This window comes from Pedobacter sp. B4419 (assembly GCF_059693725.1).
The window spans coordinates 1,068,566-1,093,634 of record NZ_JCASSL010000002.1 but is presented as its reverse complement, the minus strand read 5'-3'; the positions used below and the strand labels follow the sequence as shown (position 1 = coordinate 1,093,634).

The window sequence follows — 25,069 nt, the reverse complement described above, 5'->3', positions numbered from 1 at the left end:
TCCTAGCCGGCGGGGCCAGTCCTTTTGTCTTGAAACAAAAGTGACCAAAAATTCAAGGCTTCAAACCTTTGTCGCAAATCCTAAACCTCCGCTTTGATGGTGCAAGGTCAAGTCGTGTGAAAGTCATTGGTTAGCTTGTGTTACTACAGCACTTCTGCGTCCTTGCTTATTTTTAGCAAAGTGTGAGGTAGTGCAATGCTTCGGTTTGCCTTTTCTTCCAAAGCTTTGCATGCCACATAGCGAAGTGATAATGGTTGTGCGATAACATAAAAGCCCGTTCATAGTAGCATAGATAGCCCTGTTCCAAACCCGATTGACAGCGGTAGTTTTGAGCGAAGCGAAAAAACTTTAGCAAAAAGCGGGACTGTCGATCAAATGAAATGCTTCCTTTGCTTTTCCATAACAGTTCAACCCATATGGACGGGATCAAAATTACCACCTTAGACGTTTAAGAATGGCTAATGATTACCCATAAACTCAGATGGCCTAAGATGTCTTAGGTGGTGAAAAACGTCTATGCCTTATTTGTTCGCCATAAATTTATTGAGGTTGTCCATGGCTTGGTCTTTCACTTTTTGGTGTACATAGCTTGTCCAGCCCAGCAACCAGCCACTTAAGCCCAAAGCCTGTCTGGCCCATGTGTAAAAGCCAAACTTGTCGGTATGCTTTACAATTTTGCCGTTTGCCAATTCGAAGCTGGCATCAATGCGGTTCACTACTTTGTTGCCGGTAGCAGAAAAAATATAATAGGCATCCCAATGGGCCTTGCCTTGGTGTTCATCGGCACTTACTTGGCTAAATTCTATGCTGAAATCTTTTGCCTTCGAGAGGAGCATCTCCCACATGGCCTTTACCTGTTCGGCGTTGAGGTTTTGAAATACAGGATCGCTAAAAGTAGCATTATCGGCATAACAAGCCTGCATGCCTTTGTAATCCTTGTTCTTAAAACAAGTATAAAAATGCTCGATTAATTGTTGGTTGGGATTCATATACCTAAAGTTACGGAAAATGAATCAGCGAAAAAACTAATAGGTTTTGCCGGCCAAAATGCCTTCGATCTTGTCTAAAAGGTCGTCGATGTCAAAAGGCTTAGCCAAAAATCCATTCGGTTTATAAGGGCCATGCTGAATGGTTTTGTCGGTATACTTGGCCGAAATCATCAAAACGGGAATAGCTTCCGTCTTTTCGTTGGTGCGTAACTGCTGCAATAATTCCCTCCCGTCGGCATCAGGTAACATAATGTCGAGGATCATGAGGTCTGGCTGAAAGGCATTGATATGCTCCATCATATTTGCGCTTTTGCTCAAGCCCGAAACTTTATAGGCCTCGCTCTGCAGAATTAAAGTAATCACGTCTAAAATGGCATGATTATCTTCTATAACCAGTACTTTCTTGTATTGTTTATGGCTTTTTGTCAACGTTTAATTAGGGATAATGATGATTTAACAAAGATATTAATGTGCCACAGATTTTCAGCATAAATTTTTGTAGAAAATATGGTAAATTTATTGTCAGATCAGCAAGGCTGGCAAACATTTAAGCGCGAAATCATCTTTATTAAAAAAACAATTTATATGAAAAGAAATGCAACAGCCGTTTGGAATGGCACTGGAAAAGACGGAAAAGGTACGTTGACTACGCAAAGCGGAACCTTAAACCAAACCCAATATTCTTTTAAAAGCCGTTTTGAAGAAGGGGTAGGAACCAATCCCGAGGAGTTGGTAGCAGCGGCACATTCGGGGTGTTTTACCATGAAACTGAGTTTCAACATCTCTGCAGAAGGTATTACTCCCGACGAAATTACCACCAAGGCTACCGTAGATCTTAACCCCGAAAAAGGCGAAATCGTAAACATCCATTTAGCGGTACAGGTAAAAGCTGAAGGTTTATCGAAAGAGAAGTTTGATGAGCTGGTTGCCGATGCCAAAGCCAACTGTCCGATTTCTAAATTATTGAACACAGATATTACGATTGAAGCCGTTTTGCTTTAAGGTAAATCAACCTGATATTGAAGCCAATCCCTTAATCCGGATTGGCTTTTTTGTTAAAGAACGTTAAATTTTAGTGACGGTAACTAAAAATGCAGGTGCTCGTTAGGAAGCGAGGCAAATATTGCTAACTTTGGTTCTACGCGAATTTAATTATGAAGAAAATTTTTACTCTTTCCCTCTTTTTATTGTTCAGTACTGTGGCCTTTTCACAAAATGTGATTAGCCTTTTTGGCAAAGCCGGACAGTTTTTTGAATTGCTAGAGGCCGAAAAATATACCGAAGCACACCAGTTTTTTGCCGAAACCGAACAGGCCAAAATCTCGGCAGATAACCTTAAAGAACTTTGGGCAAACATTAAGCTTAAATTTGGTGCAGTAAAATCGGTTGATCCGGTTCGCAGCAAGGTACAGGGCGAATATTATGCGGTAAGCTGCGATGGCGAGTTCGAAAAGGACAAACAAGAGTTTATGTTGGTGTTTAACAAGGCCGAGAAGCTGGTTGGAATTTTTATGCCACCAAAAGCAGCGGCTTATGTGTTGCCAACCTATGCAGCCGATACCACTTTATATCAGGAAAAACAGGTCTACCTAGAAACAGGAAAGCACCAATTGGCAGCTATTGTAACCGTTCCAAAAAAAGCAAGCAATTTCCCAATCGTAGTATTGGTGCACGGTTCTGGACCAAGCGATATGGATGAAACCGTTGGGCCAAATAAACCATTAAAAGACATTGCTTTGGGCTTAGCCGCTAAAGGCATAGCCTCGGTACGTTATGTTAAGCGGACGCTGATTTATTCGGGTGAATTTAATGGTGCCTTTACCGTAAAAGAAGAAGTAACCGATGATGCCTTATCTGCCATTGCTTTGGCCAAAACAGTTAAAGGAGCAGACCTTAAAAATATCTACTTGTTGGGACACAGCCTTGGTGGCATGCTGGCACCGCGCTTAAGTACCTTGGCACCTGATGTAAAGGGCTTGATTATGTTGGCTGCGCCATCGAGAAAGCTAACAGATGTAATTGTAGAGCAAAATAATTACATGTATACACTTTCTAAAGATACCACCGAAGCCGGTAAAAAAGGCATGCAGGAAGTACAGAAAATGTTGGCGCAAACTAGGTTGACCAAACTGGATAAAATGAAGCCAGATTCGCTGATCCTTGGCTTGCCAGCCTCTTATTGGATAGACCTGAACAATTACGACCAGGTGGCTACAGCTAAAAAACTAACCAAGCGCCTTTTTATAGCACAAGGTGGAAACGATTTTCAGGTTACCCAAAACGATTACAATTTGTGGAACGTGAGTTTGGGCAAAAAGCCAAATGTACATATCAAACTCTACCCAGAACTGAACCATTTGCTGAGCGTGCAAACGGCTAAGGGAGATCTTTCGCAATACCAAACACCAGCCAATGTTTCAGAACAATTGGTTACGGATATTGCCACTTGGATTAAGGGTAAGTAGAAGAAATTTGCGTATAGCGCTAGGCGTTTCATGTAAAGCGTTTACCTAGCGCTATACGCAGTACTACTAGAATCTGTAGTCTCTATACGCTATTCGCAATACGCTGTACTAATAAATCTCATCAAGCATCTTTATTGTCCATTGTTCCCAATTGGCTACTTTAAAAGCATAGTTTAATTTGGTGGGCAGGTTAATGCTTTCTACTTGTTTCCAAGCCAGCTTTTCATTCAAAAATTCTGGGATAGCCATGCCGTTAACCAAACAGGCCTTGGTATAAAATTCAGCCCTGCTGGGATGGAACGGCGACACCGCATGATAGGTATGGCCAAAAGCCTTTTGCCTAATCAATTCTAAACTGATTTGGATACAGTCATCAAGATGGATTAAATTAATCGGCGCATCACCATTGGTAATTTCCTTCCGGCCGGCAAAATGTTTGGACAGGTTTCTATTGGGGCCAAATAGTCCTCCAAAACGGATAATGGTGGTTGTAAAAGCTGGATTTTGTTTGAGCAGTTCCTCTGCCCCCAACAAGGCATTCCCTGCCGGACTATTGGGTTGTGGAACGATGGTTTCGTCTACCACAAAATTGCCATCTTGATAAATTCCTGTAGAACCGATGAAGACGACTTGTTTAACAGTTGATTTCGCAACAGTTTGACCAATGGCATCTATTTTATGAAGGTAGTCTTCAGGCTGCGGCAAATTGCGCTTGGGCGGGATGCTGATGAAGAGGATGTCGCTTTGAAAGAAATCATCGATAGAAACGTTGTTTGCCGAATCAAAATTAATTAGGTAAGGTTCAATTCCAGCTTCGCTTAAAAGATCGAGCTTTGCCGGGCTTGTGGTAGAGCCTTTCACTTCATAACCTTGGTTACTTAAGTTTTTGGCCAAGGCAAGGCCGTACCAGCCACAGCCTAAAATACTGATTTTTTCTTGCTTCATTCGGGATTTATCCATCGCTCGGTAAAGGTAAGGCATTAATTTCGGCTGTGCATAGGGCAACTATTTTTTATTGAATTTCCGCTGACAAAGATTTGCAGACAGACCATCGCTTTGTGTAAGGATATGTTTAATTTTAACGAGAAAACTTAAAACAAAAAAAGATGAAATTTACAATCAAATCAATGCTATTGCTTTTCGTGGCAGTAGGTCTGTGTACGCAATTGCAAGCACAGGGCCTTAAATTGCCACAGGCCAGTAGCGGCCAAACCATTGTCCAAGACTTTGGTTTAGGTAAAATTACCCTCACTTATTCGAGGCCAAATACTAAAGGCCGTAAAATTTTTGGTGCACTAGAACCTTTTAATGTAGTTTGGCGTACAGGTGCAAACAGTGCTACGACCATTAAATTTACCGATGCCGTAAAAATCGAGGGCAAAGACATCCCGGCAGGAGAGTACGGTGTATTTACCATTCCCGGCAAAACAGAGTGGACTTTTATCCTAAACAAAACTTCGAAACAGTGGGGCGCCTATGAGTACAAAGAAGCTGACGATATTTTGCGTGTAAAAGTAAAACCGATGCAGTTGAAAGATAAGGTAGAAACTTTCACCATGCAGTTTGCCGATGTTACTCCAACTGCCGGCCAATTGCACATCATGTGGGAAAATACAGCCTTGGCCATCAACATTACCACCTCGATCGATGCGCAGGTAATGGCCAATATTGCAGAGGCGATGAAAGGCGAGAAAAAACCTTATATGCCGGCGGCCTTATATTACTATGATAACGGTAAAGATTTGGCAACTGCACTCAACTGGATGAACGAAGCTGAGAAAGCCGACGGAAAAGCACCATGGGTTAAACTTTGGAAAGGTCGTATCCAATTGAAAATGGGCGATAAAGCTGGCGCGCAGGCTACTGCACAAGCGGGAATTACTGCGGCAACAGAAATGAAAAACGACGAGTATATTCGCTTAAACTCAGAACTCCTAGCGCTAGCGAAGAAATAGTCTAGTCATTACTTTATATAACGAATACCTACGAATTTTTTAAAAATCGTAGGTATTTTTCTTAACCATAAACTGGATCAAATAAGCCAGGATCACCACCAACAAACAGCCGATTAGGTTGAGCCATAAATAGGCCACAACCTCTTTAAAGCCTAAAATACAAACTACGATCTCGGCTAAAATAGCGGCGATGAAAACGGCTCTTCCTCCTACTTTTTTCAAGTAAAAAGCCACTAGGAATACGCCTAGAATAGTTCCATAGATGTAAGAGCCTAAGATGTTTACAGCTTCTATCAGGTTGCCGATCTTGCTGGTGTACAAGGCCATGGCTATACAAACTACTCCCCAGCCTATAGTGGCCCAACGCGAAGCCTTTACATACTGCTGATCGTTGGCATTTTTATTCATCAGTCTTTTGTAGATGTCGACCACGCTGGTGGAAGCTAAAGAGTTAAGTGCACTGGCCGTCGAACCCATCGAGGCCAAGAAAATAATGGCGATGAGCAAACCAATCAAGCCTTTGGGCAGGTATTGGGTTACAAAACTCAAAAAGATATAGTTATTGTCGTTGGTGCTTGCTTTTTCGTCGTTCTTCAGCATCAGGGTCTTTAAATCTTCGCGGATTTTCTTGCTTTCGTCATCGGCTTTTTTTACCGCAATGCGTTGCTCATCAATAGCTGCCTGATCTTTATTCGCTAAGGCCTTGTCAAGTTTTTCAACCTCAATTCTCTTGCTTTTAAAAGTTTGGTCGTAAGCCGATTGGATTTGTTGCAATTCTCCCTTGTAAGGACTTTCTTTCAATTTGTTTAGCTCATAGCTGTTGAAAAACAAAGGTGCCTTGTTGTATTGATAAAAGGTGAAAACCAAGATGCCAATGAGCAAAATCAAGAACTGCATCGGAATTTTAACCAAGCCATTCATCAGCAGGCCTAGGCGGCTTTGCCCAACAGACGATCCTGTGAGGTAACGCCCTACCTGGCTCTGATCGGTACCGAAGTAAGACAGCTGCAGAAAGAAGCCACCAATTAGTCCGCTCCACACATTATATTGGTTGTTCCAGTCGAAATGAAAATCTATAGCGTTTGTTCGGCCCATTTTGCCCGCAATAGAAATAGCCTTGCCAAATCCAACGCTATCTGGCAATAAATGCACTACCATTACTCCTGCTATGAATAAGCCACAAAAGATAATGCTCATCTGCAACAATTGCGTGTAAGATACGGCTTTGGTGCCTCCGTAAACGGTATAAAAAATCACCAGTCCGCCAATAAACAAGGTGGTGTAAGTGGTGTCGATATCGAGAATGGTGGACAGGATAATAGAAGGTGCGTAAATGGTAATCCCTGTTGAGAGTCCGCGTTGCACCAAGAATAGGAAAGCCGTTAAAGCCCGTGTTTTAAGGTCGAAACGCTGTTCGAGGTATTCGTAGGCCGTATATACCTTTAGCCGATGGAAAATAGGCACAAAGGTAATACAGAGCACAATCATGGCTAATGGCAAGCCAAAATAGAATTGCACAAAGCTCATCCCTGATGAATAGGCCAAGCCGGGTGCCGAGAGAAAAGTAATGGCACTGGCTTGTGTGGCCATTACCGAAAGGCATACGGTGTACCAAGGCAGGCTCTGGTTGCCCAACAAATAGGCTTGCATGCTTTGTGGACCACGGCTTTTATAAACCCCGTAACCTACAATGAGCAGCAAAGTGCCCAATAATACCGACCAATCAATTGCGCTCATTTAAAATATTGGGTAAAGGCGTAAAACAAGGCAATGAGCAAAACGAGCCAAACCACCAACAGGATATAGAATTGTTTCCAGGTTTTAACAAAGGGAGGAAGGTCGTTGTGTTCTTCTTTCATGTTAAGGCTGTTTTGGAGCTAATAAATTGGCAAATAAGCGATAGGCACCCGGTACACCAGCAGGCAGTTCTCTAAAGAAAACCAATGAAGTGTAAACGAATTTTCCCTTGCCATAATCGGTTACTAACAAAGAACCGTCGCTGGCACTTTCGCCAGGATCGTTCATGCTTAAAATGGCAGCATATTTAGGATCGATGTCGGTGGCGAAATAAATACCCCTTTCTTGTACCCATCCTTCAAAATCCTTGCTGGTTATTTTATTGGGATAATTCAATGCCGGATGATTTGGCAGAATGAATTTCACAGCCGCATTTTCATCGGTTACCCGCTTGTTGGCCAGTTTAAATGGGTAAGGTCCTAAATTGCCGATCTTTAAATTGGTATTTACATTGTACTGGGCCACCAAGGTTCCGCCATTTTGCACATAAGCCATCAATTTAGGCTGTAAGGTTTTGGCATCGTCGTTAATGTTGTATAAACGTACCCCCGTTACAATCGCATCGAAACCTGAAAGATCGCTGTTGAGCACCTGTGCCGTACTGAGATGGGTTACTTCATAACCAATCTGTTTCAACGCATCGGCCACTAAATCGCCGGCACCATCAATATAGGCAATACGTTTGCCTACAATTTTAAGGTCTACTTTTTCTAAACGCGCACTGGCCTCAGGGAAAATGGTGATGTTTGGAATATGCTCGTAGCTAATCGTCTTCAAGCCTCTGCCTGTGCTGTTGTTTACTTGAAGCAAGAACTGGCCGCTGGTGGTTGCGCCATCTGGCGTAATGACGAAACTGATCAGCTGTTCGTCTCCTTTTTTATCCAGCTTAAAGTTAATGGCTTGCGGATTGCTTTTCCAGCCGGTAGGCAATTCGGGCTTAATAGTACCTGTATTATTGTTTCTAAAGCTCTTCAGCAATACCGAAATGGTTCGTGGGGTATTTCCGTTAAAGAGATATGCTTTTTCGCTCAGCGTGGCGGTAACAGTCGGCGCAATCACCAGGTTTTGATACACTTCTCCGCGAATAGGGTCGGTAGATTTAAAAGTAACAGGTATACTTAGGTTGATTTTTTCGCCATCGATGTCAATTACGGCATTTACACGAAGCCTTTTTCTGTTTTCTGGATAACCCACATCTTCTTGAGAAGCGATGCGGTATTGCCCAATCGGGTGGTTTTCGGCAAGCCAATAAGGTTGCGTAATATCGTCGTTGCTGCTGGCCAGTTTAAAGCTGAAATTCGAGTTTTTGTTGGGTTGCAGCTGACGTGTTCCCTGATCGGCCGTGTTAACCGTTATTTTGATAGGCATTGTTGTATTGCCCCTATAAATTGCACTGTAATTTACGGTGATGCTATCGCCAGCTGCGTAAGCGTTTTCTGTGGCATTGGCATCGGCCCAAAAGCCTGCGCAAGCTAAGATCAGCTCATCAAGCAACTGATGGTTAAACGATTTGTCTTTTGTCAGTTTTCTGAGCTTAATCAATTCAGGTAGCGATTTAAAAGGTGCATCAACCTGATAGTTCTTCTGGAGTTGCGCTAATACATCCACAATGGCCTTGTCTTGTACCTTAATATCGATGCCATCAAATAAATCAGTTTTGGCTGGCTCGCCAGCGGTATGACTGAAATACTCTAAAGCCTCGCCACGTTGCAAGGTAGAGCCAAATCCCTGGCTTTTATGGTTGGTACGGCTAATGGCTGCTATTTCCCCGTAGCTCTTGCCCAATAGAGGGTTGAACAATCCGACATCTATTTTGAGTTGATCGGGTGCCGTGGTATTGGTGCTTCCAAAATTAAACGTGTTCCACAAAATGCGCTTGGCCTGCCATACTTTGACATATTTGAGCTGTTCTGGAAAACGTTTGGGATCTGCAGCGGCACTAAAAGCCTCGTGGGCTAAAATGGCCGAACCCGAATGGTGTCCATGTCCGGCACGGGCATCTTCAGGAAAACGGGTAATGATTACATCAGGCTGGAATTTGCGGATGGTCCAAACCACATCAGCCAAAATCTGGTCTTTGCCCCAAATCTGAAAGGCTTCTTCCGAAGTTTTAGAAAAACCAAAATCATTGGCGCGGGTAAAGAACTGCTCGGCGCCATCGGTTCTACGGGCAGCCAATAACTCCTGTGTCCTGATCAGGCCCAACAGTTCGGCCTGTTCGTTGCCAATCAGGTTTTGTCCGCCATCGCCACGGGTAAGCGACAAGTAGCCGGTTCGTACTTTAACTTCTTTGGCTAAGTAAGCCAATAAACGGGTATTTTCATCATCGGGGTGGGCAGCAATGTAAAGCACGCTTCCCTTTACGCCCAATTTGTTAAGGCCCGATGCAATCTCGGCTGCATTGAGCTGTGGCATTTGCGCATTGGCCATAAAAGGCCATGCCAAGAGTAAAATCAAATATGCTCTTAGGTTCATAAGGTTTGGTTGTCGGTCTAAATTACTTAAATTTTCTAGATGTGGGATAACAGATAGGAGATGTGAGATTAGACTGATAGTTTTCATTACTGAATTGTTACAAATTAGACTGTAGACTTCCCGACTCTTGCCTAAGTTTATACCTTTGCCATTAAATAAGCGTTAATCAATCATGAACAAAATAAGTTTTTTTCTCCTGCTGCTGATCGGTTTATCATCTTGTGGCATTAATAAACAGGCGCAACAGATCAAAGCGCTAGAAAAGTGTGATTATAGGCTCATTGATGCTACCCAAATTAGTTTGGCCGGTACCGATGTAAGGAAGCTGGTGAACGAGCAATCTGTGAATTTAGTCAATATACCAGCCTTAGCCTTGGGCTATTTGAGGAAAGACATCCCGCTTCGGGCAACCTTGAACCTCGAAATCAGCAATCCATCCAATACCTTGGCCGCTATCAATAATTTCGAATATAAAATATTGATCAACCAGCAAGAAGTTGCCACCGGTACGGTAGACCAACGGGTGAGCATAGATGCGGGCCAGCGTATACAGGTGCCGGTACAGCTGAACGCCAATGTGTATCAGTTTATTTCGAACAGCAAAATATTGGGCGATATCGGAACCTTCCTGTCCAGTGCATCCAAAGGAGAAGAAAAGAAGGGCATGGTTACGCTAAAAATCAAACCTTCCATTTTGGTAGGTGGCAATTTGGTGAAATACCCAGGTTATATTACTATAGATAAGGAAGTGAGCAGCAAAATACTGTTATAAAAACTAATTTTGTAGTTGATTGTTTGTCAGTGGTTTAGCTGTTTGCTAAACTATCGGAATTGATTATATTTAGTCAACTAAAAACTAGATATATGAAAATAGTCAAAATTATTGTTTGCGTCCTTTTTGGACTGATGTTCATCAATGCTGGGCTTAATAAGTTCTTCAATTACATGCCCATGAAAGAACCTACCAAAGAACAAATGGAAGTTTTTGGCGCCTTTATGAAACTCACTTGGCTCATGCCTTTGGTGGGGATTGTTGAAATTATAGGCGGTCTGCTTTTTGCCATACCAAAAACCCGCGCTTTAGGAGCTATTGTTATTTTGCCAGTGATGGTTGGCATTTTGGCTCATGCCCTGACAATGGATCAATCGGTGCTGCCGATGGTTGGTGTGTTGGCACTGATTAACCTGTGGATGATTGGCGACAACTGGAACAGGTATAAGCCAATGGTTGCTTAATTGTGAACTAGCCTAATTCTTCTTGCCGTTTTCTACGCTTTTGATCTCTTCTGTACGGTCTTTCTTAAAGTCGAAGTTTTTAAATTCGGGTGTAGAGGGAAGGGCAAGGGTAAAGCTGTTCAATACATCCACTTCAATAACAATATTGCTGGCGGTTACTTCAATGAGGTGGCCACCAGCAGTTTTGTCTTCCGCCAAAAAATGAAAATGATAACCGCTAATGTGCGGTCCCTCCATATAGCCTGGTAGCCTGTAACCAACCAAATCACCTTTAATCGCATTGAACTCAAAGAAATGCTGCAAATCTAGCATGGCAGCCAATGGCTGATAAGGTTTGTCTTTTACTGGCGGAAAGGCCCTCGTCTTTACATATTTAAAATCGCCTTTGATATGGATGGCATAAATGCCGTTCTGATTGGTTAGTAAGCTGTCCAAATACTGAAATAGCTGCGCTTTGCTTAAGGCTCTATTCGGCGTGTAGGTTTGTTTGGCCTTAAAAAAGCAGACCACAGCATAAGGGGTTTTTTCGGCATCGCCTACTAAGCTTGTTTGGCCAGTAGCCTGTGTCTTGTATATTTTTCCATCCAACACAATCAATTCGCCATCGAGCATGGCCGGTGCGCCAATGCCAAAATCGCCATGCCTGTGCAGGTCTTTATAGGAATACCAATCTTCGTACAGACCCCCAATAAATCCTGCGGCATGGCCGGCACTAAATAAATTGCCAGTATCGTTTTGTTGGGCTTTAGCGGTAAAGCAGCTACAATAAAGGAGCAGGGCGATCAAATAGCGAAAGAGAGTTGGAGCGTGCATAAATCATAAATTTGAGTAAGGCTAAATTAGCGATTAGCATGATCAGATTTGCTATCGAATTAGGAATCCGTCACATTTAAAAAGACTTTCGTCACATTTTTAAAAATCATTTCTTTTGATTTTCCATTTTTAGCCAAATGTTAAAAAATTTGGAAGTTTCATTATTTACGAATACTTTCGTATTACGAACGCATTCGTAGATCACAACAATTTTGATACAAAACTATTTTTATAGTTTTTGTTTGCAACATTTAAAATAAGCCTATGTCTTATCTGTAATTAAATTTTATGAAACCGCCCAAAATAAACTATAAATAATGAAAAAAACCTTACTAATTATTGCGCTTACTTTCACCTCTGTTCTTGCCTTTGCACAGAAAGGAAGCATTAGCGGTGTGCTGATCGACAGTGCCAACCAAAAAACAACGCTAAATTATGCAACTGTATCTGTGTACAAAGCCAATGACACCGTGCTGCACACTTATCGCTTATCTGATGATAAAGGAATATTTAAGATCCCAAGCTTAGAAACCGGCATTAAATACCGTTTGGTGGTTAATGCTTGGATGTACAATGTTTTTCGCAAGGAGGTAACCCTAACAGCAGCAGAACCCAACCTTAATTTAGGAAACCTTTTGCTGTCTGAAAAGCGGAATAACCTGAACGAGGTGGTGATCCTATCAGAACGCCCGCCGATTATGGTGCGCAAAGATACCATTGAGTTTAATGCCGAATCGTTTAAAACATTGCCTACGGCTGTGGTGGAAGATTTGCTGAAAAAACTGCCAGGCGTATCTATCGCCAATGATGGCTCTATTCAGGTGAACGGCAAAACGGTAAGCAAGATTTTGGTAGATGGCAAAGAGTTTTTCGGGGGTGACCAGCAGATTGCGACAAAGAACTTGCCAGCTAATATTATCGATAAAATCCAGGTAAACGATGATCCAGAAGCAAAGCGCCGCGACCCAGATTTGTTGGCAGGCAATACCCCGCAAATCATCAACCTTAAACTTAAAAAAGCCATCAAAAAAGGTGCCTTCGGTAAGTTTTATGGCGGTGGCGGGCCCAACGAATTATATGAAGCCGGTGCCATCATGAACTTTTTTAGAGATACCACCCAAGTAAGTGTTTTGGCCTATGGCAACAATGTGAATAAACCAGGCTTTAGTATCGGCGATGTATCACGTATAGGTGGTTTTTCTAGAGCGGGTATCAACTCTGTAATGATCAACTCTGATGGGGGATTTTCTTTGAATAACATTTCTTTTGGTGGTACGCCAAGTGGTGTGCAGACTTCTGCAGGTGCTGGCGCCAACTTCAATACCCTGACTAAAAAAGGAATTAAAATTAACGGTAAGTATTTCTTCGGTTACAGCAATACTTTGATCGATCAGCTGGTTGACATAGAACAGAATTTTGGCAACAATAAGTTGTTTACCAATAATAATCTCGATCAGCGCAACAAGGGCTATAACCATAATATCGGAGCAAGGATGGAATGGAAAATCGACAGTTTGACCAATTTGACGATCGAACCAACCATAACCATCAATCAATTGCGCAATAAGAGCATGCAGCTTACACAAAGCAGAAATACAAATGGAGATTTATCGAACGATGGGGTAACCAATAACCGTTTGAAAGGCGATAATACCGAATATTACATTTCTTCTAATTTATGGAAGGATTTTAAAAAGCCGGGGCGCTCGTTAAATACAACTTTTAACCTCACCAAGCGCGAAAACCTGAGCGATAACTTTACAGCTGCGGTCAACAATTTTTATGCATCGCCTGCAACAACAACCACACTCGATCAGTTGAGGGACAATAACATCAAAACCTTTAATGCCTATCTCAGCTCTAACTATGCGGAGCCGATCAGCAAAAAGCTGAACCTGAACGTAAGTGTAAGCGGCAATTACCTCGATAACGAAAATGCCTTGGTTACCTTTTACAAAAATCCGCTGAACCAGGCTTACGATATTGAGCAGGCTAACTTATCCGAAACAGTAAACCAGAGCGGTTTTAAAACCAACACGCGTGCCAGTTTAAGGTGGAGGATTAACACTAATTGGGGCATACAGCCAGGTGTGGTTTTCAATACGATCGATTTGAAAAACAGCTTCAGAAACTATCCTTCGTTTGAACAGCATTTTCAGTTCATCGCACCTTCGTTATTGATCAAGTACAAGGAATTCAGCATCAGCTATAATCCTTCATTTAGGGAGCCCGATGTAAAATATATTCAGCCTGTGGCCAATAATACCGATCCGTTGTTTAAGCAGGAAGGAAATGCAAATCTTTTACCTGCCAAAACCTACCAGGTGAACGCCAACTTCTATAAATATGATACCAAGCGTTTCTTGAGCTATAATTTCAACCTCAACGGCAGCGTACAGGATAATGCTGTAATCATGTCGAGAACAATTACCGATAATGATGTGCAGATCAATACGCCGATTAACGCCGATGGCATCTGGCAGTTTAACGGAAATGCCAATGTAGGCAAAGACTTTAAAACAGGTAAAAATACATTTACCATAGGAGGTGGATTTTGGTCTAACTTTACCCGCAACATCGTAATGGTTGACAACAACAAAAGCTATGCGCGCAACCTATCGATCTCGCCATCTCTTAGAGGAAGGATTAACCTGAACGATAAATTTGAGTTAGGCGAAACCTATTATGTAGCTTTTAACAAAAGCACATACGATAGCGACTACTATAAAGACCTGAGCTTCCAAACCCATTACAGCGAAACAGAACTGATTTTGCGTTTGCCGAAGAAAATGGTTTGGGAAACTACTTACCGTATCCAATACAATACCCAAACGGTGGCGGGTTATAACAATACCATCAAACTTTGGAATGCGGCTCTTACTTTCTTGTTCCTGAAAAACGATAGGGCACAATTGAAATTTGCGATAAATGATATCCTGAATACCAATACCCGAAGGAATATCAATATCAGCGAAAACTTTATCCGCGATACACAAACCAATAACCTGGGTCGCCATGGCTTGGTAACCTTAACCTACAACATCCAAAACTTTGGTGGCAAAGTAGGAGGCAAGGATAATTTCTTTAGATTTTAAGATGGGTAAAAGTGAACTTCGCAGGTGTAATACTGATAATTTAATTGTAGGCCGATTTGGAGCGCAAAGTTATTGCAACGATTAAAGGCACTCCGGCTTTCCGCTGTATCTTTTTTGCTCTCGAGCAAAAAAGGATGCCGCTACAATCTGGGCTATTTAACCCGAGACAGTGCACTGAACAAACACTTGCGAAGCCTTACAAATTTCACAAATGTCTCTAAACAAAAACATCCGATGGTTTTAACCATCGGATGTTTTTGTTATTAGTCTATTTTCTCTCCTTTTTGGAGTTTTTCTCTGCGGTGTTCCTGCCATAGGTAATGCAACAGGGTATTTAAAACCACGGCATTCCAATTGTCGTGCAAACTTAAGGTGGCAATCTTATTGTAAGAACCGATTCCTTCCAGGTGCAGGTTGCCTTTTTTCTGGAAATACCTTACGTCAGACCAAGGGATGATCTGGGTTTTGGTCTTGCCGAAAAACCAGGCCTTATAGCTTACTGTAAAACCTTCCCAATTGAATTTTGCCGTTCCCAGTTCTATGGTCTGCTTTTCGTTTAGCGCATCGATATAATCGTTAACCAGGCGCTTTTTGATGTACTGCCACAAACCCGACATAATGTAGTAATAGGTATGGTCTTCGGCCAATAATTCGCCAGCCTGGGTGCTGTTGAACTGGATGTTAAGCGTGCGGCCATCTTTGGATTTTACGTCAATCAGGTATTTTTTATACTTCGGTTTTTTAACGGTGCCCACTAACGATACACCGTATTTTACGGCAACCACATCTGCACATGCAATTTTGATTTGGTTTACTTCTATAAAATCGGCATTGATTTTAACTTTTTGGCCAGAGGAAGGTATAACGATGTCTACGTCGAAATTGTGGTTTTGCATGGAGCCGAATATATGATTTTTAATTAAAAATTAACAAGCACAAAAAGACACATTTTAAAAAAATAATGAGCGGTTTGGCTACTTGATGTTTTTTGTAACGTGAGGTTTGTAAGTATCGGTTCTTACTGTGGCATTAAGCTCATGCAGAATATTGTAAAGCCCAAAATTGGTGCGGTTAATATAGATAAAATGCTTTACCCCACGGGCTTGCTTAAACTCTGGCATTTTAGCTATTTTCTCTCCATACTGATACAAGGCAGTGAAAAACTCCACTTTGCTAAAGTCAAACGTAGGCGCGGTATAAGGTTTGGCAAACAAGCTGATCATTTCCTTATAGGCCTTGTAATAGAACTCCACTTGCGCTTCGCTATCGTTTGGCAAAATCATTTCGAGCTGGCGAAAAGCTTTGATGGTGGCTTCTTTGTCGTCGAACAGATCGGTAGAAGTTAGCGAGAAGAAAGGTTCGTAAAAATCATCTGGCATTTCTTTGATGCAACCGAAATCTATCACGCCCAGTTTGTCGTCTTGGGTAATGAGGAAATTGCCAGGATGCGGATCGGCATGTACAGCCCTCAATTCGTGTTGCTGAAAATTATAGAAATCCCAAAGTGCCTGTCCTATTTTGTTTCTGAGTTCTTGAGACGGATTGGTTTGAAGAAATTCTTTCAGGTGCATGCCTTCAATCCAATCCATGGTAATGATCCGGTTGCCCGATAGTTCGGGATAATAGGTTGGAAAAACCACGTCGGTTAATTGGCTGCAGGCCTTGGAGAATTGGATGGAACGACGCACTTCCAATTCGTAATCGGTTTCTTCGAGCAGGCGTTCTTCAACTTCCTTAATGTAGATGTTCAGCTCTTTTTCGCTCATGCCTAACAGGCGAAAGGCAAAAGGCTTAACAAGTTTGAGGTCTGAAGAAATGCTGTCGCCCACACCTGGGTATTGGATCTTTACGGCTAGTTTTTTGCCATTGAGCATCGCCTCATGCACCTGCCCAATAGAAGCAGCATGGGTAGATCTGATGTTGAATTTATCGTAGATGCGCTCTGGCGTTTTGCCGAAGTTTTTGGTAAATGTTCTTACAATGAGCGGACCAGAAAGCGGTGGTGCATTGTATTGCGATTGCGTAAATTTATCTACGTAAGCCCTAGGCAGGATGTTTTTGTCCATGCTGAGCATTTGCGCAATTTTTAAGGCAGAGCCTTTCAGCTCGCTTAGCGAATTGTAAATATCTGAGGCATTGTCTTCGTTCAGTTCATCGCGACTCAATGCCGGATTAAATAGTTTCTTGGAGTAGTGCTTGATATAGTTGCCGCCGATCTGGAATCCGGTTTTAACAAATTTTGCCGAACGCTCTACCTTGGTGGTAGGCATGCTTTCTTGTGCTTTCATGGTTATTAAAACCTCATCTTTTCTTTAAACCTGCTGTTTTGGGAAAGGAACTTTCCATATTCGAACAAATTGTCGATCGGAGAACGCTGAAACAAATCGAAGGTAACCTGAATGCCTTTTTCGATAGCCTCATCGGTTTTTTCGAAATCATTGCTGTCATCGTCTACCCAAAAATTAAGGATAAACCCAAACTGGATCCATAAAGCATCTTTGTATCTTTTGCTAAAGAACTTGCGTTCGGCCAGTTCGCCACTTTCCAAGCCCTCGTTAATGGTTTGTTCGGCAAAGTTTTCGAAAACAGATTTGGCGCCGATCAGTACATCTGGTGTACCTAATCTGCGGCCATGTTTTTTCAGGCTGTAAATCACAAAGCTGCGGTGGCCTTTAAGCAGTTCCACATAACTGTAAAAGAAAGACAGAACCTTTTCTCTCGAAGTATATTGTAGCCAGTGTTCCTGTTGCCCTATTTCATGGATGGCTTCTGAGGTCAGTTCAAACCAGATGTTCTTTTCGATGCTGTTGAACGATGCATAGAAGGAATAGAAATCAGCCTCTGTTATTTTTAATTTTTTAACAAAACTATACACTGATTTGGGTTGCTCGTCATGCGTCAATACATAGTCGATATAACCCTTTTGAATTTGCGCTGCAGTTGCCATTCTTTTTTATTTAAATAACGTAAAAAGACCAGGTGTGTTTTATCACCACATCAAATTTAATGCTTTATTTATCATGCTTTTGCAATAAAAGAAGCTTGCAAATAAACTAAGAAGATAACAAGGAACACCAAGGATATTGTTCAACTGCAAACCGAAAATCGTTAACTGTTTTTGCCACCTAGCCCCGATAACAGCGGCAGCCCCGAGGAACGAGGGCTATAGCGGATAGCGGCCCCGACTTTCATAGCAGCAGAAATGGGCGCTCCAAACCTTAATCAATAGAATGATTAATTGTCAACCACCCCGCCCAGTGGGCACCCCTCCAAAGGAGGGGAATGGTTAACCGCCAATTGTAAACTTAGAACCGAAGACCAGTAGCGGTTACTCCTTCAATCCTAGGCGATGTGCCCTTAAGGTATCTTTAGCGATATCATAACCCGCATCGGCATGTCTGATTACACCCATGGCCGGATCGTTGTGTAATACACGTTTAATGCGCGCTGCGGCATCTTCCGTTCCATCGGCTACAATCACCATTCCCGCATGGATTGAATAACCAATTCCTACGCCTCCGCCATGGTGCAGCGACACCCAACTGGCGCCACCTGCAGTGTTGATCAATGCGTTTAAGATCGGCCAATCGGCAACGGCATCAGAGCCATCTAGCATGGCTTCGGTTTCGCGGTTTGGTGAGGCTACTGAACCTGTATCCAAATGATCGCGGCCGATCACGATAGGCGCTTTTACCTTTCCTTCGGCCACCAATTGATTGAAGGCTAAACCAGTCTTTTCTCTTTCGCCTTGGCCCAGCCAGCAAATGCGTGCCGGCAAACCCTGAAAAGCAATACGTTCTTGTGCCATGGTAATCCATCGGTGCAGGCTTTCATTCTTTGGGAAAAGAGAAAGGATCAATTTGTCTGTTTCATAAATATCCTGCGGATCGCCACTTAAGGCTGCCCAACGGAATGGTCCTTTGCCCTCGCAAAAAAGCGGACGGATATAGGCGGGTACAAAGCCAGGGAAATCGAAGGCATTGGTTACGCCAACTTCCAAGGCACGGCCCCTTAGGTTGTTGCCATAATCGAAAGTAATGGCGCCACGCTTTTGCAGTTCGAGCATCTGGGTTACGTGCTTGGCCATGGTGGCATAAGAACGTTTCACATATTCTTCTGGATTGCTGCTGCGCAAATCAGCGGCTTCGGCTACGCTCAATCCCTCTGGGAAATAACCAATCAACGGATCGTGTGCCGAAGTTTGGTCGGTTAAGGTATCTGGAGTAATGTTTCTGTCGATGAGTCTTTGCAACAGCTCAACAGCATTGCAAACTACCCCAATAGATAGGGTCTTGTTTTCTTTTTGATATTGGACGGCACGGTCAATGGCTTCGTCTATATCGTAGGCAATTTCATCAATATACCTGGTTTCTAAACGCTTTTTGATGCGCCATTCTTCTACATCAGCTGCCAAACAAACGCCTTGGTTCATGGTAATGGCCAAAGGTTGCGCCCCGCCCATGCCGCCTAAACCGGCGGTTACATTGAGTTTGCCTTTAAGGTTTCCATCAAAATGTTTCTTGGCCAAAGCTGCATAGGTTTCGTAGGTGCCTTGTACAATGCCTTGCGAACCGATATAGATCCACGAGCCGGCCGTCATTTGGCCGTACATCATCAGGCCTTTGTCTTCGAGTTCGTCAAAATGTTGCTGGGTTGCCCATTTAGGCACCAATTGCGAGTTCGAAATCAAAACGCGAGGTGCATCTTTATGGGTAGGCAAAACGCCTACCGGCTTGCCCGATTGGATGAGCAAGGTTTCGTCTTCTTCTAAATTTTTTAACGCTTTTATAATCAGTACCAAAGCTTCTTTGTTGCGTGCAGCCTTGCCGCGTCCGCCGTAAACGATCAAGTCTTCTGGGCGTTCGGCAACGTCTGGGTCGAGGTTGTTCAACAGCATGCGCAAGGCGGCTTCTTGAACCCAGCCTTTGCAATTCAGTTGGCTTCCGGTTGGTGTTTGGCTTACTTTAAGGTTTAAACCTTCTAATGTATCTGTGGTCATATCAAGGCAATGTTACAATTTCAAATGTAGGAATTTTATGTTATTTGCTTAGGTTTGTGATGAAATTGAAAAAGAAGCGTCAACATATCCACCAAATTATTTCCTTGGTTATGCTATGGGTGTTCTCCCTAGCCATTACACCTTGGAGCGCTTTGCATCACCATGAGCAAGTTCCAGAAGTTGCTGTAGAAAAACATTGTACCCACAAGGTGCACCTGAAAACACAGCAGGAGACCTGTTTAATCTGTGCTGCCCATTTCGAGAAGAATTATACCCGCATAGATCATTCCTACATTACTTACTTAAGCAGTAAGCTAATAACAAGAAATATTTCGTCAATCAGCAGTTCTTATGCCGCATTGATCAGTACCTCCCTCAGAGGCCCCCCAGCTTTTTCATAAGTTACCATTCTGTCGCATCGGCTTAATTGATGCCAATTAACAATTTTTACTTCATCGATAAATGGGCCAATTATGGCTATTGCTCATTTATTAAAAATACAGCACATTATGAAAAAGATACACCTTTTATTGGTTGTACTATTAGCATTTTTTACGGCTCCTGCCTTGGCCGCAACGATGGCAGATTTTAAAGGGAAAGTAGTGGATGCCTCTACGAAAGAACCACTTTCTGGGGCAACCGTTTATATTTCGGACCTGAAAGCAACCACCACCACCAACGCCAATGGCGAATTTAGCTTTAGCAATATCCCTACCCGTGGCAAATTTTTGGTTGAAGTACGCTACGTAGGCTACAAAACCGCCTCTCAACAGGTTGATTTGGCTGCTGGTACCTCAATTGTATTCGCCTTAGAGCCATCGGTAATTGAAAGTGCCGAGGTAGTAATTACCGGAACACCTTACAGTTCGAACAACAAAACCAATAGTTTGGCGGTAGTGTCAATCAGTCGCGAGAAATTGGCGCAGGCTGCCGGTACCAACATCGTTGATGCAATTGCCAAAGTACCGGGCGTTTCGCAGGTAACTACTGGCGGTGCCATTTCTAAGCCTTCTATCCGTGGTTTAGGTTATAACCGCGTGTTGACCATTGTTGATGGTGCCAGAGAAGAAGCACAGCAATGGGGCGATGAGCATGGTGTGGAAGTTGATCAGTTCTCGGCGGCACGTATCGAGGTGTTGAAAGGCCCAGCAAGTTTGCTTTATGGCTCCGACGCTTTGGGTGGCGTAATCAACATCATCGACGATTTAGTGCCTGCCTCTGGCGATTTTAACGGTAATTTCACTACCAACTATAATACCAACAACGGCTTAACCGCTTCGTCATTAATGATGCAGGGCAATAGCAACGGATTGGTTTACCGTGGCCGTGTTTCTTATAAAAATGCCTATGGTTTTGGCTATAAAGACCATACCGTTCCTAATTCTGGCTTTAATGAAACCAATTTGAGCGGCATGATCGGCTTGAATAAAACCTGGGGCTATGCACACCTGAATTTATCGAGGTTCAATACCAATATTGGTTTGGTAGAAGAAGGTCCAAATGATAATGGAGATTATTTAGACGAAGATGGCAACGTGATTTCGAACAGCGATGCGAAAAAGAGAACATTGAATTTGCCGTTCCAAAATATCAACCACTACAGGGCAGCCTTAAATAGTAATATCCTTTTAGGTGGCGGACAATTGAAAACCACTTTGGCCTTTCAAAGAAACATTCGCAAAGAGTTTGAAGAAAGCGCAACCGAACCTGGTTTGTACCTGAACCTGAACTCTTATACCTATGATGTGAAATATTCTTTCGCCAATAACGGCGTTTGGGAACCAACCATTGGGGTACAGGGCATGCACCAGACCAATGCCAACAGTGGCGACGAGTTCTTGATCCCTGATTATACCAGCGATAACATTGGTGCTTTTGCCTATTTGAAACGTAATTTTGCCAAAGGAGCCATTAATGCAGGTATCCGCTACGACCATAAGAATATTGATGGCAAAGATTTGTTTGATGAAGAGGGCAATCAGGTATTTACAGGCTTCAACAATAAGTTCTCCAATGTTTCTGGATCGATTGGCTTTGCCTTCGAAATCGCAAAGAACCTTAATTTAAAAGGAAATGCAGGTTCTGGTTTCAGGGCACCGAACATTGCCGAGCTAGGCGCTAATGGCCGTCACGAAGGTACGTTCAGGTACGAAGTGGGCAATAGCGATTTGAAACAGGAAACCAGTTTGCAGTTTGATTTAGGCTTAGAGTACAATGCCGAAAAAGTAACCCTGGGCTTAAATGCTTATAGCAATAAGATCTATAACTACATCTACCCTGGCAACTTCAATAACGAAACCATCAATTATCAGGAAGAAGACGGAAGCACTACCGTATTGCCTTTGTACCGTTATGTGCAAACCGATGCGCTATTGTTGGGTGGCGAGGCTTCTGTTGATTTTCACTTGATCAAAGCATTGCACTTCGAGAATACCTTTGCTTATGTAAAGGGAACCAACCAGGCTACCGATGCACCATTGCCTTTTATTCCGGCAGCTAGCCTAAACAACGAGCTTCGTTTTGAGCCACAGATCAAAGGCTTAAAAGATAGCTACATCAAAATCGGACTGACCAACGTATTTAAACAAGATCGTTTTGACAGCTTCGAGACCGAAACCGATGGCTATACTTTAATAGATGCCGGTGTAGGCACTTCGATAAAAACGAAAAAAGGAAAGATCAATTTATGGGTTACTGGCCAAAACTTGGGCAACAAGCTGTATTATAACCACCTGAGCAGGTACAAGCCGGCAGGTATCTATAATCCAGGCCGCAATGTAAGCTTCGGTATCAGCGTACCATTATTATAAAAAATAGGTTTAGGTTAATTACCCGCCCCGGTTCAGCGAAAGCGAACTGGGGTTTTTTGTTTGTTAATGGTCTAACACAGCATTTCAAGCTTTATTATGTTTACCACATAGGCACATAGGTTTATAGTTCGCCACGATTTCTTTTTGCACTCTGTTGTCCCCCTTTGGAGGGGGCAGGGGGAGGAAATTAAGATACTTCACCATTTAAGACAACTGAGTCATTTTAGGCTTATTATTATGTCTACCACATAGGCACATAGGTTTATGGTTCGCCGTAGTCTCTTTTATGCGCCCTGTTGTCCCCCTTTGGAGGGGGAGGGGGAGGAAATTAAGAGACTTCACCATTTAAGACAACTGGGTTCATTTTAGGCTTATTATTATGTCTACCACATAGGCACATAGGTTTATCGTTCGCCGTGGTCTCTTTTATGCGCCCTGTTGTCCGGGGGAAAGGGTAGGAAATTAAGTTTTTTTGAAGCGCTCACTTCTGCGGCTATGAAAGTTCGTCCCGCTAGCCGCTATAGCCCTCGTACCTAGGGGCTGCCGCTATTATCGGGGCTAGACGGCAAAAGCAGTTCACAGTTTTCGGTTTGCAATTCTCGGCTTACAGTTCACAGTTTAGCAATTGAAAAATAAGCTTAAATGTCCAGTTGATCAAAATCTATATCCCTAACTAGTAAAATTAAATATGCATTTCTGTCGCTTAAAGCCACTTTATGCAAAATATTTGAAAATAAATTTGGAGTTGAATAACCGTATTAATACTTTAGTGTATTATTTAACTAATACAGTAGAGTATGATAAAGATAAACAACCTGAATTTTGGTTACAGCAAGAACCGACCATTGTTCAGTAATATGAGCATGCAACTGAGCACTGGGCACATTTATGGGCTATTGGGCAAAAATGGTGCAGGCAAATCGAGCTTGCTAAAAAACCTGGCCGGATTGGTTTACGCCCAAAGCGGTACCTTAGATGTATTTGGCTTTGATCCCGCCAAGAGACAACCTGCCCTGTTAGAGCAGATCTGCTTTATTCCGGAAGAATTTTATTTGCCAGCAGTTAAAGTAGATGCTTACGTAAAAGCAAATGCAGCTTTCTATCCAAATTTCGACCACACCTATTTTACTTCGCTATTGGCCGAGTTTGATATCCCTGTTGGACAAAAACTAATCAACATGTCTTACGGCCAAAAGAAAAAAGTAATCATTTCCTTTGGATTGGCTACACAGGCCAAACTGGTCATCATGGATGAGCCTACCAATGGATTGGATATTCCTTCTAAAGCGCAGTTCCGTAAAATTATGGCTTCTGTGTTAACCGAAGACCGTTGCATCGTTATTTCTACCCACCAAGTAAGAGATTTAGACAACCTGATCGATACCGTGATCATGCTCGACGAAAACAGCGTAGCCTTAAAGGCCTCGATCGATGAGATCACCAACAAGCTTTGCTTTAAACGTGTAAAAGAACTTGATGAAACGGTAATCTATGCAGAGCCTTCATTGTCTGGTTACAATGCAGTATTGCCAAACTATCATCAAGAAGATAGCAAGCTCGATATCGAACTTTTGTTCAACGCGGTATTGACAGAGAAAAATAAATTAAAACCAATTTTCAACTAAAACTTAAGCAACATGAACAACACTTTCAATCTACAGCGTTTTGGTCTTTTGCTTAAAAGACAGTGGCTAGAATTTGGCAAGATTTTTTTAATCACGCTTGTGGTGGCCCTAGGTATTTTTATTGCCTTTTATGGTTTTAATATCTTTCCTACGGATCCTTATTTTAGCTCGGATAAATTGAATTTTAGAGAGCCTCTATTTTTGGTATTTGGCTTTTTATTCATTAGTGTAATTGCGAGCACCTACTTCGCACACCTGGGTCAGAAATCTAAGGCAGTAATTGATTTGATGATCCCCGCCTCTACGTTCGAAAAGTTTTTTGCAGGCGTTCTTTTCACAGGCGTTATCGCATCGGCTAGTTTTCTATTGCTGTTTTGTTTAACAGACCTGGTTTTTGTAGCTTATGTAAAAGATCATTACCACATCGTTTCTACAACGGTGACCGAACAAAGCGATATTGTTTCGCGCAATGATGTAAACTACTTTTTTGCGAAGAACAATCCTAACCAATTCAAGGCACTTTATTTGGTTCCATTCTTTGTAACCAGCGTATTTCTGTTAGGCTCGATCTATTTTAACAAGTTCCACTACATTAAAACAGCAATTGCAGTTATGATATTTTCGGGTATCTGGAGCTACATTGTTTTTAAAACGGGAGAAATGGTTTTTAAAGGAAGAATGGCCATGAGCCACAACATAAACAGTGGAAAGGATTCTGCAGAGTTTTGGGTGTTTCTGGGCCTATTGTTGCTTACGCTTGTGATTTGGAGCATCACCTATGTGCGCCTAAAAGAAAAAGAGGTTTAATTT

At 42.5% G+C, this 25,069-nt stretch carries 20 protein-coding genes; 9 read left to right on the top strand and 11 right to left on the bottom strand.

The genetic code is table 11. The features are described from left to right. Positions 1-521 precede the first annotated feature (521 nt). Together AC570H_RS16260 and AC570H_RS16255 are read right to left on the bottom strand one after the other, a co-directional pair. Entirely contained in the window at positions 522-989 is a 468-nt protein-coding gene (locus AC570H_RS16260; RefSeq protein ID WP_497356695.1) for a nuclear transport factor 2 family protein, read from the bottom strand. Between the two features lie 36 nt (positions 990-1,025). Then, the gene (locus tag AC570H_RS16255) at positions 1,026-1,418 is read right to left on the bottom strand and encodes a response regulator transcription factor (RefSeq protein ID WP_497356693.1); all 393 of its coding nucleotides are present in this window, start codon (positions 1,416-1,418) and stop codon (positions 1,026-1,028) included. A 156-nt stretch (positions 1,419-1,574) separates the two neighbouring features. Here AC570H_RS16255 and AC570H_RS16250 point away from each other — a divergent pair, with 156 nt between their 5' ends. Further along, positions 1,575-1,991 carry an OsmC family protein gene (locus AC570H_RS16250; RefSeq protein ID WP_497356692.1) on the top strand — a complete coding sequence of 139 codons (417 nt, stop codon included), beginning with the start codon at positions 1,575-1,577 and terminating at the stop codon, positions 1,989-1,991. Between the two features lie 152 nt (positions 1,992-2,143). Then, positions 2,144-3,454 carry a DUF3887 domain-containing protein gene (locus tag AC570H_RS16245; protein ID WP_497356690.1) on the top strand — a complete coding sequence of 437 codons (1,311 nt, stop codon included), beginning with the start codon at positions 2,144-2,146 and terminating at the stop codon, positions 3,452-3,454. A gap of 108 nt (positions 3,455-3,562) precedes the next feature. On the opposite strand, the gene AC570H_RS16240 is transcribed toward AC570H_RS16245, so the two are convergent. Then, positions 3,563-4,399, bottom strand: a complete 837-nt coding sequence (locus tag AC570H_RS16240; protein ID WP_497356688.1) for an NAD-dependent epimerase/dehydratase family protein — start codon at positions 4,397-4,399, stop codon at positions 3,563-3,565. 161 nt (positions 4,400-4,560) lie between these two features. Here AC570H_RS16240 and AC570H_RS16235 point away from each other — a divergent pair, with 161 nt between their 5' ends. Beyond that, positions 4,561-5,409, top strand: coding sequence for a DUF2911 domain-containing protein (locus AC570H_RS16235; protein WP_497356686.1), 849 nt, complete (start codon positions 4,561-4,563; stop codon positions 5,407-5,409). Between the two features lie 39 nt (positions 5,410-5,448). Here the strand turns inward: AC570H_RS16235 and AC570H_RS16230 are convergent, their stop codons facing one another. From AC570H_RS16230 to AC570H_RS16220, 3 genes are read right to left on the bottom strand one after another with little or no spacing between them, the layout of a single operon-like run. Next, a complete protein-coding gene (locus AC570H_RS16230) occupies positions 5,449-7,146 on the bottom strand; it encodes a sodium:solute symporter family protein (RefSeq protein WP_497356684.1) in 1,698 nt (565 codons plus the stop codon). Then, positions 7,143-7,268 (bottom strand): hypothetical protein, encoded by a 126-nt coding sequence (locus AC570H_RS16225; protein ID WP_497356683.1) that lies wholly within the window; start codon positions 7,266-7,268, stop codon positions 7,143-7,145. The genes AC570H_RS16230 and AC570H_RS16225 overlap by 4 nt, the downstream gene beginning before the upstream one ends. Before the next feature lies 1 nt (position 7,269). Continuing rightward, on the bottom strand, positions 7,270-9,681 hold the full coding sequence (locus AC570H_RS16220) for a PIG-L family deacetylase (RefSeq protein ID WP_497356681.1): 2,412 nt from the start codon (positions 9,679-9,681) through the stop codon (positions 7,270-7,272). A 172-nt stretch (positions 9,682-9,853) separates the two neighbouring features. Here AC570H_RS16220 and AC570H_RS16215 point away from each other — a divergent pair, with 172 nt between their 5' ends. After that, complete coding sequence (locus AC570H_RS16215; protein WP_497356679.1) at positions 9,854-10,453, top strand: hypothetical protein; 600 nt, start codon at positions 9,854-9,856, stop codon at positions 10,451-10,453. 92 nt (positions 10,454-10,545) lie between these two features. Continuing rightward, on the top strand, positions 10,546-10,917 hold the full coding sequence (locus tag AC570H_RS16210; protein ID WP_497356677.1) for a MauE/DoxX family redox-associated membrane protein: 372 nt from the start codon (positions 10,546-10,548) through the stop codon (positions 10,915-10,917). A gap of 12 nt (positions 10,918-10,929) precedes the next feature. On the opposite strand, the gene budA is transcribed toward AC570H_RS16210, so the two are convergent. After that, positions 10,930-11,730, bottom strand: coding sequence for an acetolactate decarboxylase (gene budA, locus AC570H_RS16205; protein WP_497356675.1), 801 nt, complete (start codon positions 11,728-11,730; stop codon positions 10,930-10,932). 317 nt (positions 11,731-12,047) lie between these two features. Here budA and AC570H_RS16200 point away from each other — a divergent pair, with 317 nt between their 5' ends. Next, complete coding sequence (locus AC570H_RS16200) at positions 12,048-14,825, top strand: outer membrane beta-barrel protein (RefSeq protein WP_497356673.1); 2,778 nt, start codon at positions 12,048-12,050, stop codon at positions 14,823-14,825. Positions 14,826-15,088: 263 nt separating this feature from the next. Here the strand turns inward: AC570H_RS16200 and AC570H_RS16195 are convergent, their stop codons facing one another. The 4 genes from AC570H_RS16195 to hutU form a co-directional block, all read right to left on the bottom strand. Next, positions 15,089-15,721: a hypothetical protein gene (locus AC570H_RS16195; protein WP_497356671.1), complete on the bottom strand. Its 633-nt coding sequence runs from the start codon at positions 15,719-15,721 to the stop codon at positions 15,089-15,091. A gap of 78 nt (positions 15,722-15,799) precedes the next feature. Next, positions 15,800-17,113 carry an ABC1 kinase family protein gene (locus AC570H_RS16190; protein ID WP_497356669.1) on the bottom strand — a complete coding sequence of 438 codons (1,314 nt, stop codon included), beginning with the start codon at positions 17,111-17,113 and terminating at the stop codon, positions 15,800-15,802. Between the two features lie 5 nt (positions 17,114-17,118). Further along, complete coding sequence (locus AC570H_RS16185) at positions 17,119-17,772, bottom strand: TetR family transcriptional regulator C-terminal domain-containing protein (protein WP_497356667.1); 654 nt, start codon at positions 17,770-17,772, stop codon at positions 17,119-17,121. Between the two features lie 381 nt (positions 17,773-18,153). Further along, the gene (gene hutU / locus AC570H_RS16180) at positions 18,154-19,824 is read right to left on the bottom strand and encodes a urocanate hydratase (RefSeq protein WP_497356665.1); all 1,671 of its coding nucleotides are present in this window, start codon (positions 19,822-19,824) and stop codon (positions 18,154-18,156) included. Between the two features lie 509 nt (positions 19,825-20,333). Between hutU and AC570H_RS16175 the strand changes: the two genes are divergently transcribed. The 3 genes from AC570H_RS16175 (at position 20,334) to AC570H_RS16165 (ending at position 25,066) form a co-directional block, all read left to right on the top strand. After that, positions 20,334-22,634, top strand: coding sequence for a TonB-dependent receptor (locus AC570H_RS16175; protein WP_497356663.1), 2,301 nt, complete (start codon positions 20,334-20,336; stop codon positions 22,632-22,634). Between the two features lie 797 nt (positions 22,635-23,431). Further along, positions 23,432-24,259: an ABC transporter ATP-binding protein gene (locus tag AC570H_RS16170; RefSeq protein ID WP_497356661.1), complete on the top strand. Its 828-nt coding sequence runs from the start codon at positions 23,432-23,434 to the stop codon at positions 24,257-24,259. 12 nt (positions 24,260-24,271) lie between these two features. Continuing rightward, complete coding sequence (locus AC570H_RS16165) at positions 24,272-25,066, top strand: hypothetical protein (protein ID WP_497356659.1); 795 nt, start codon at positions 24,272-24,274, stop codon at positions 25,064-25,066. The last annotated feature ends 3 nt before the right edge of the window (positions 25,067-25,069 follow it).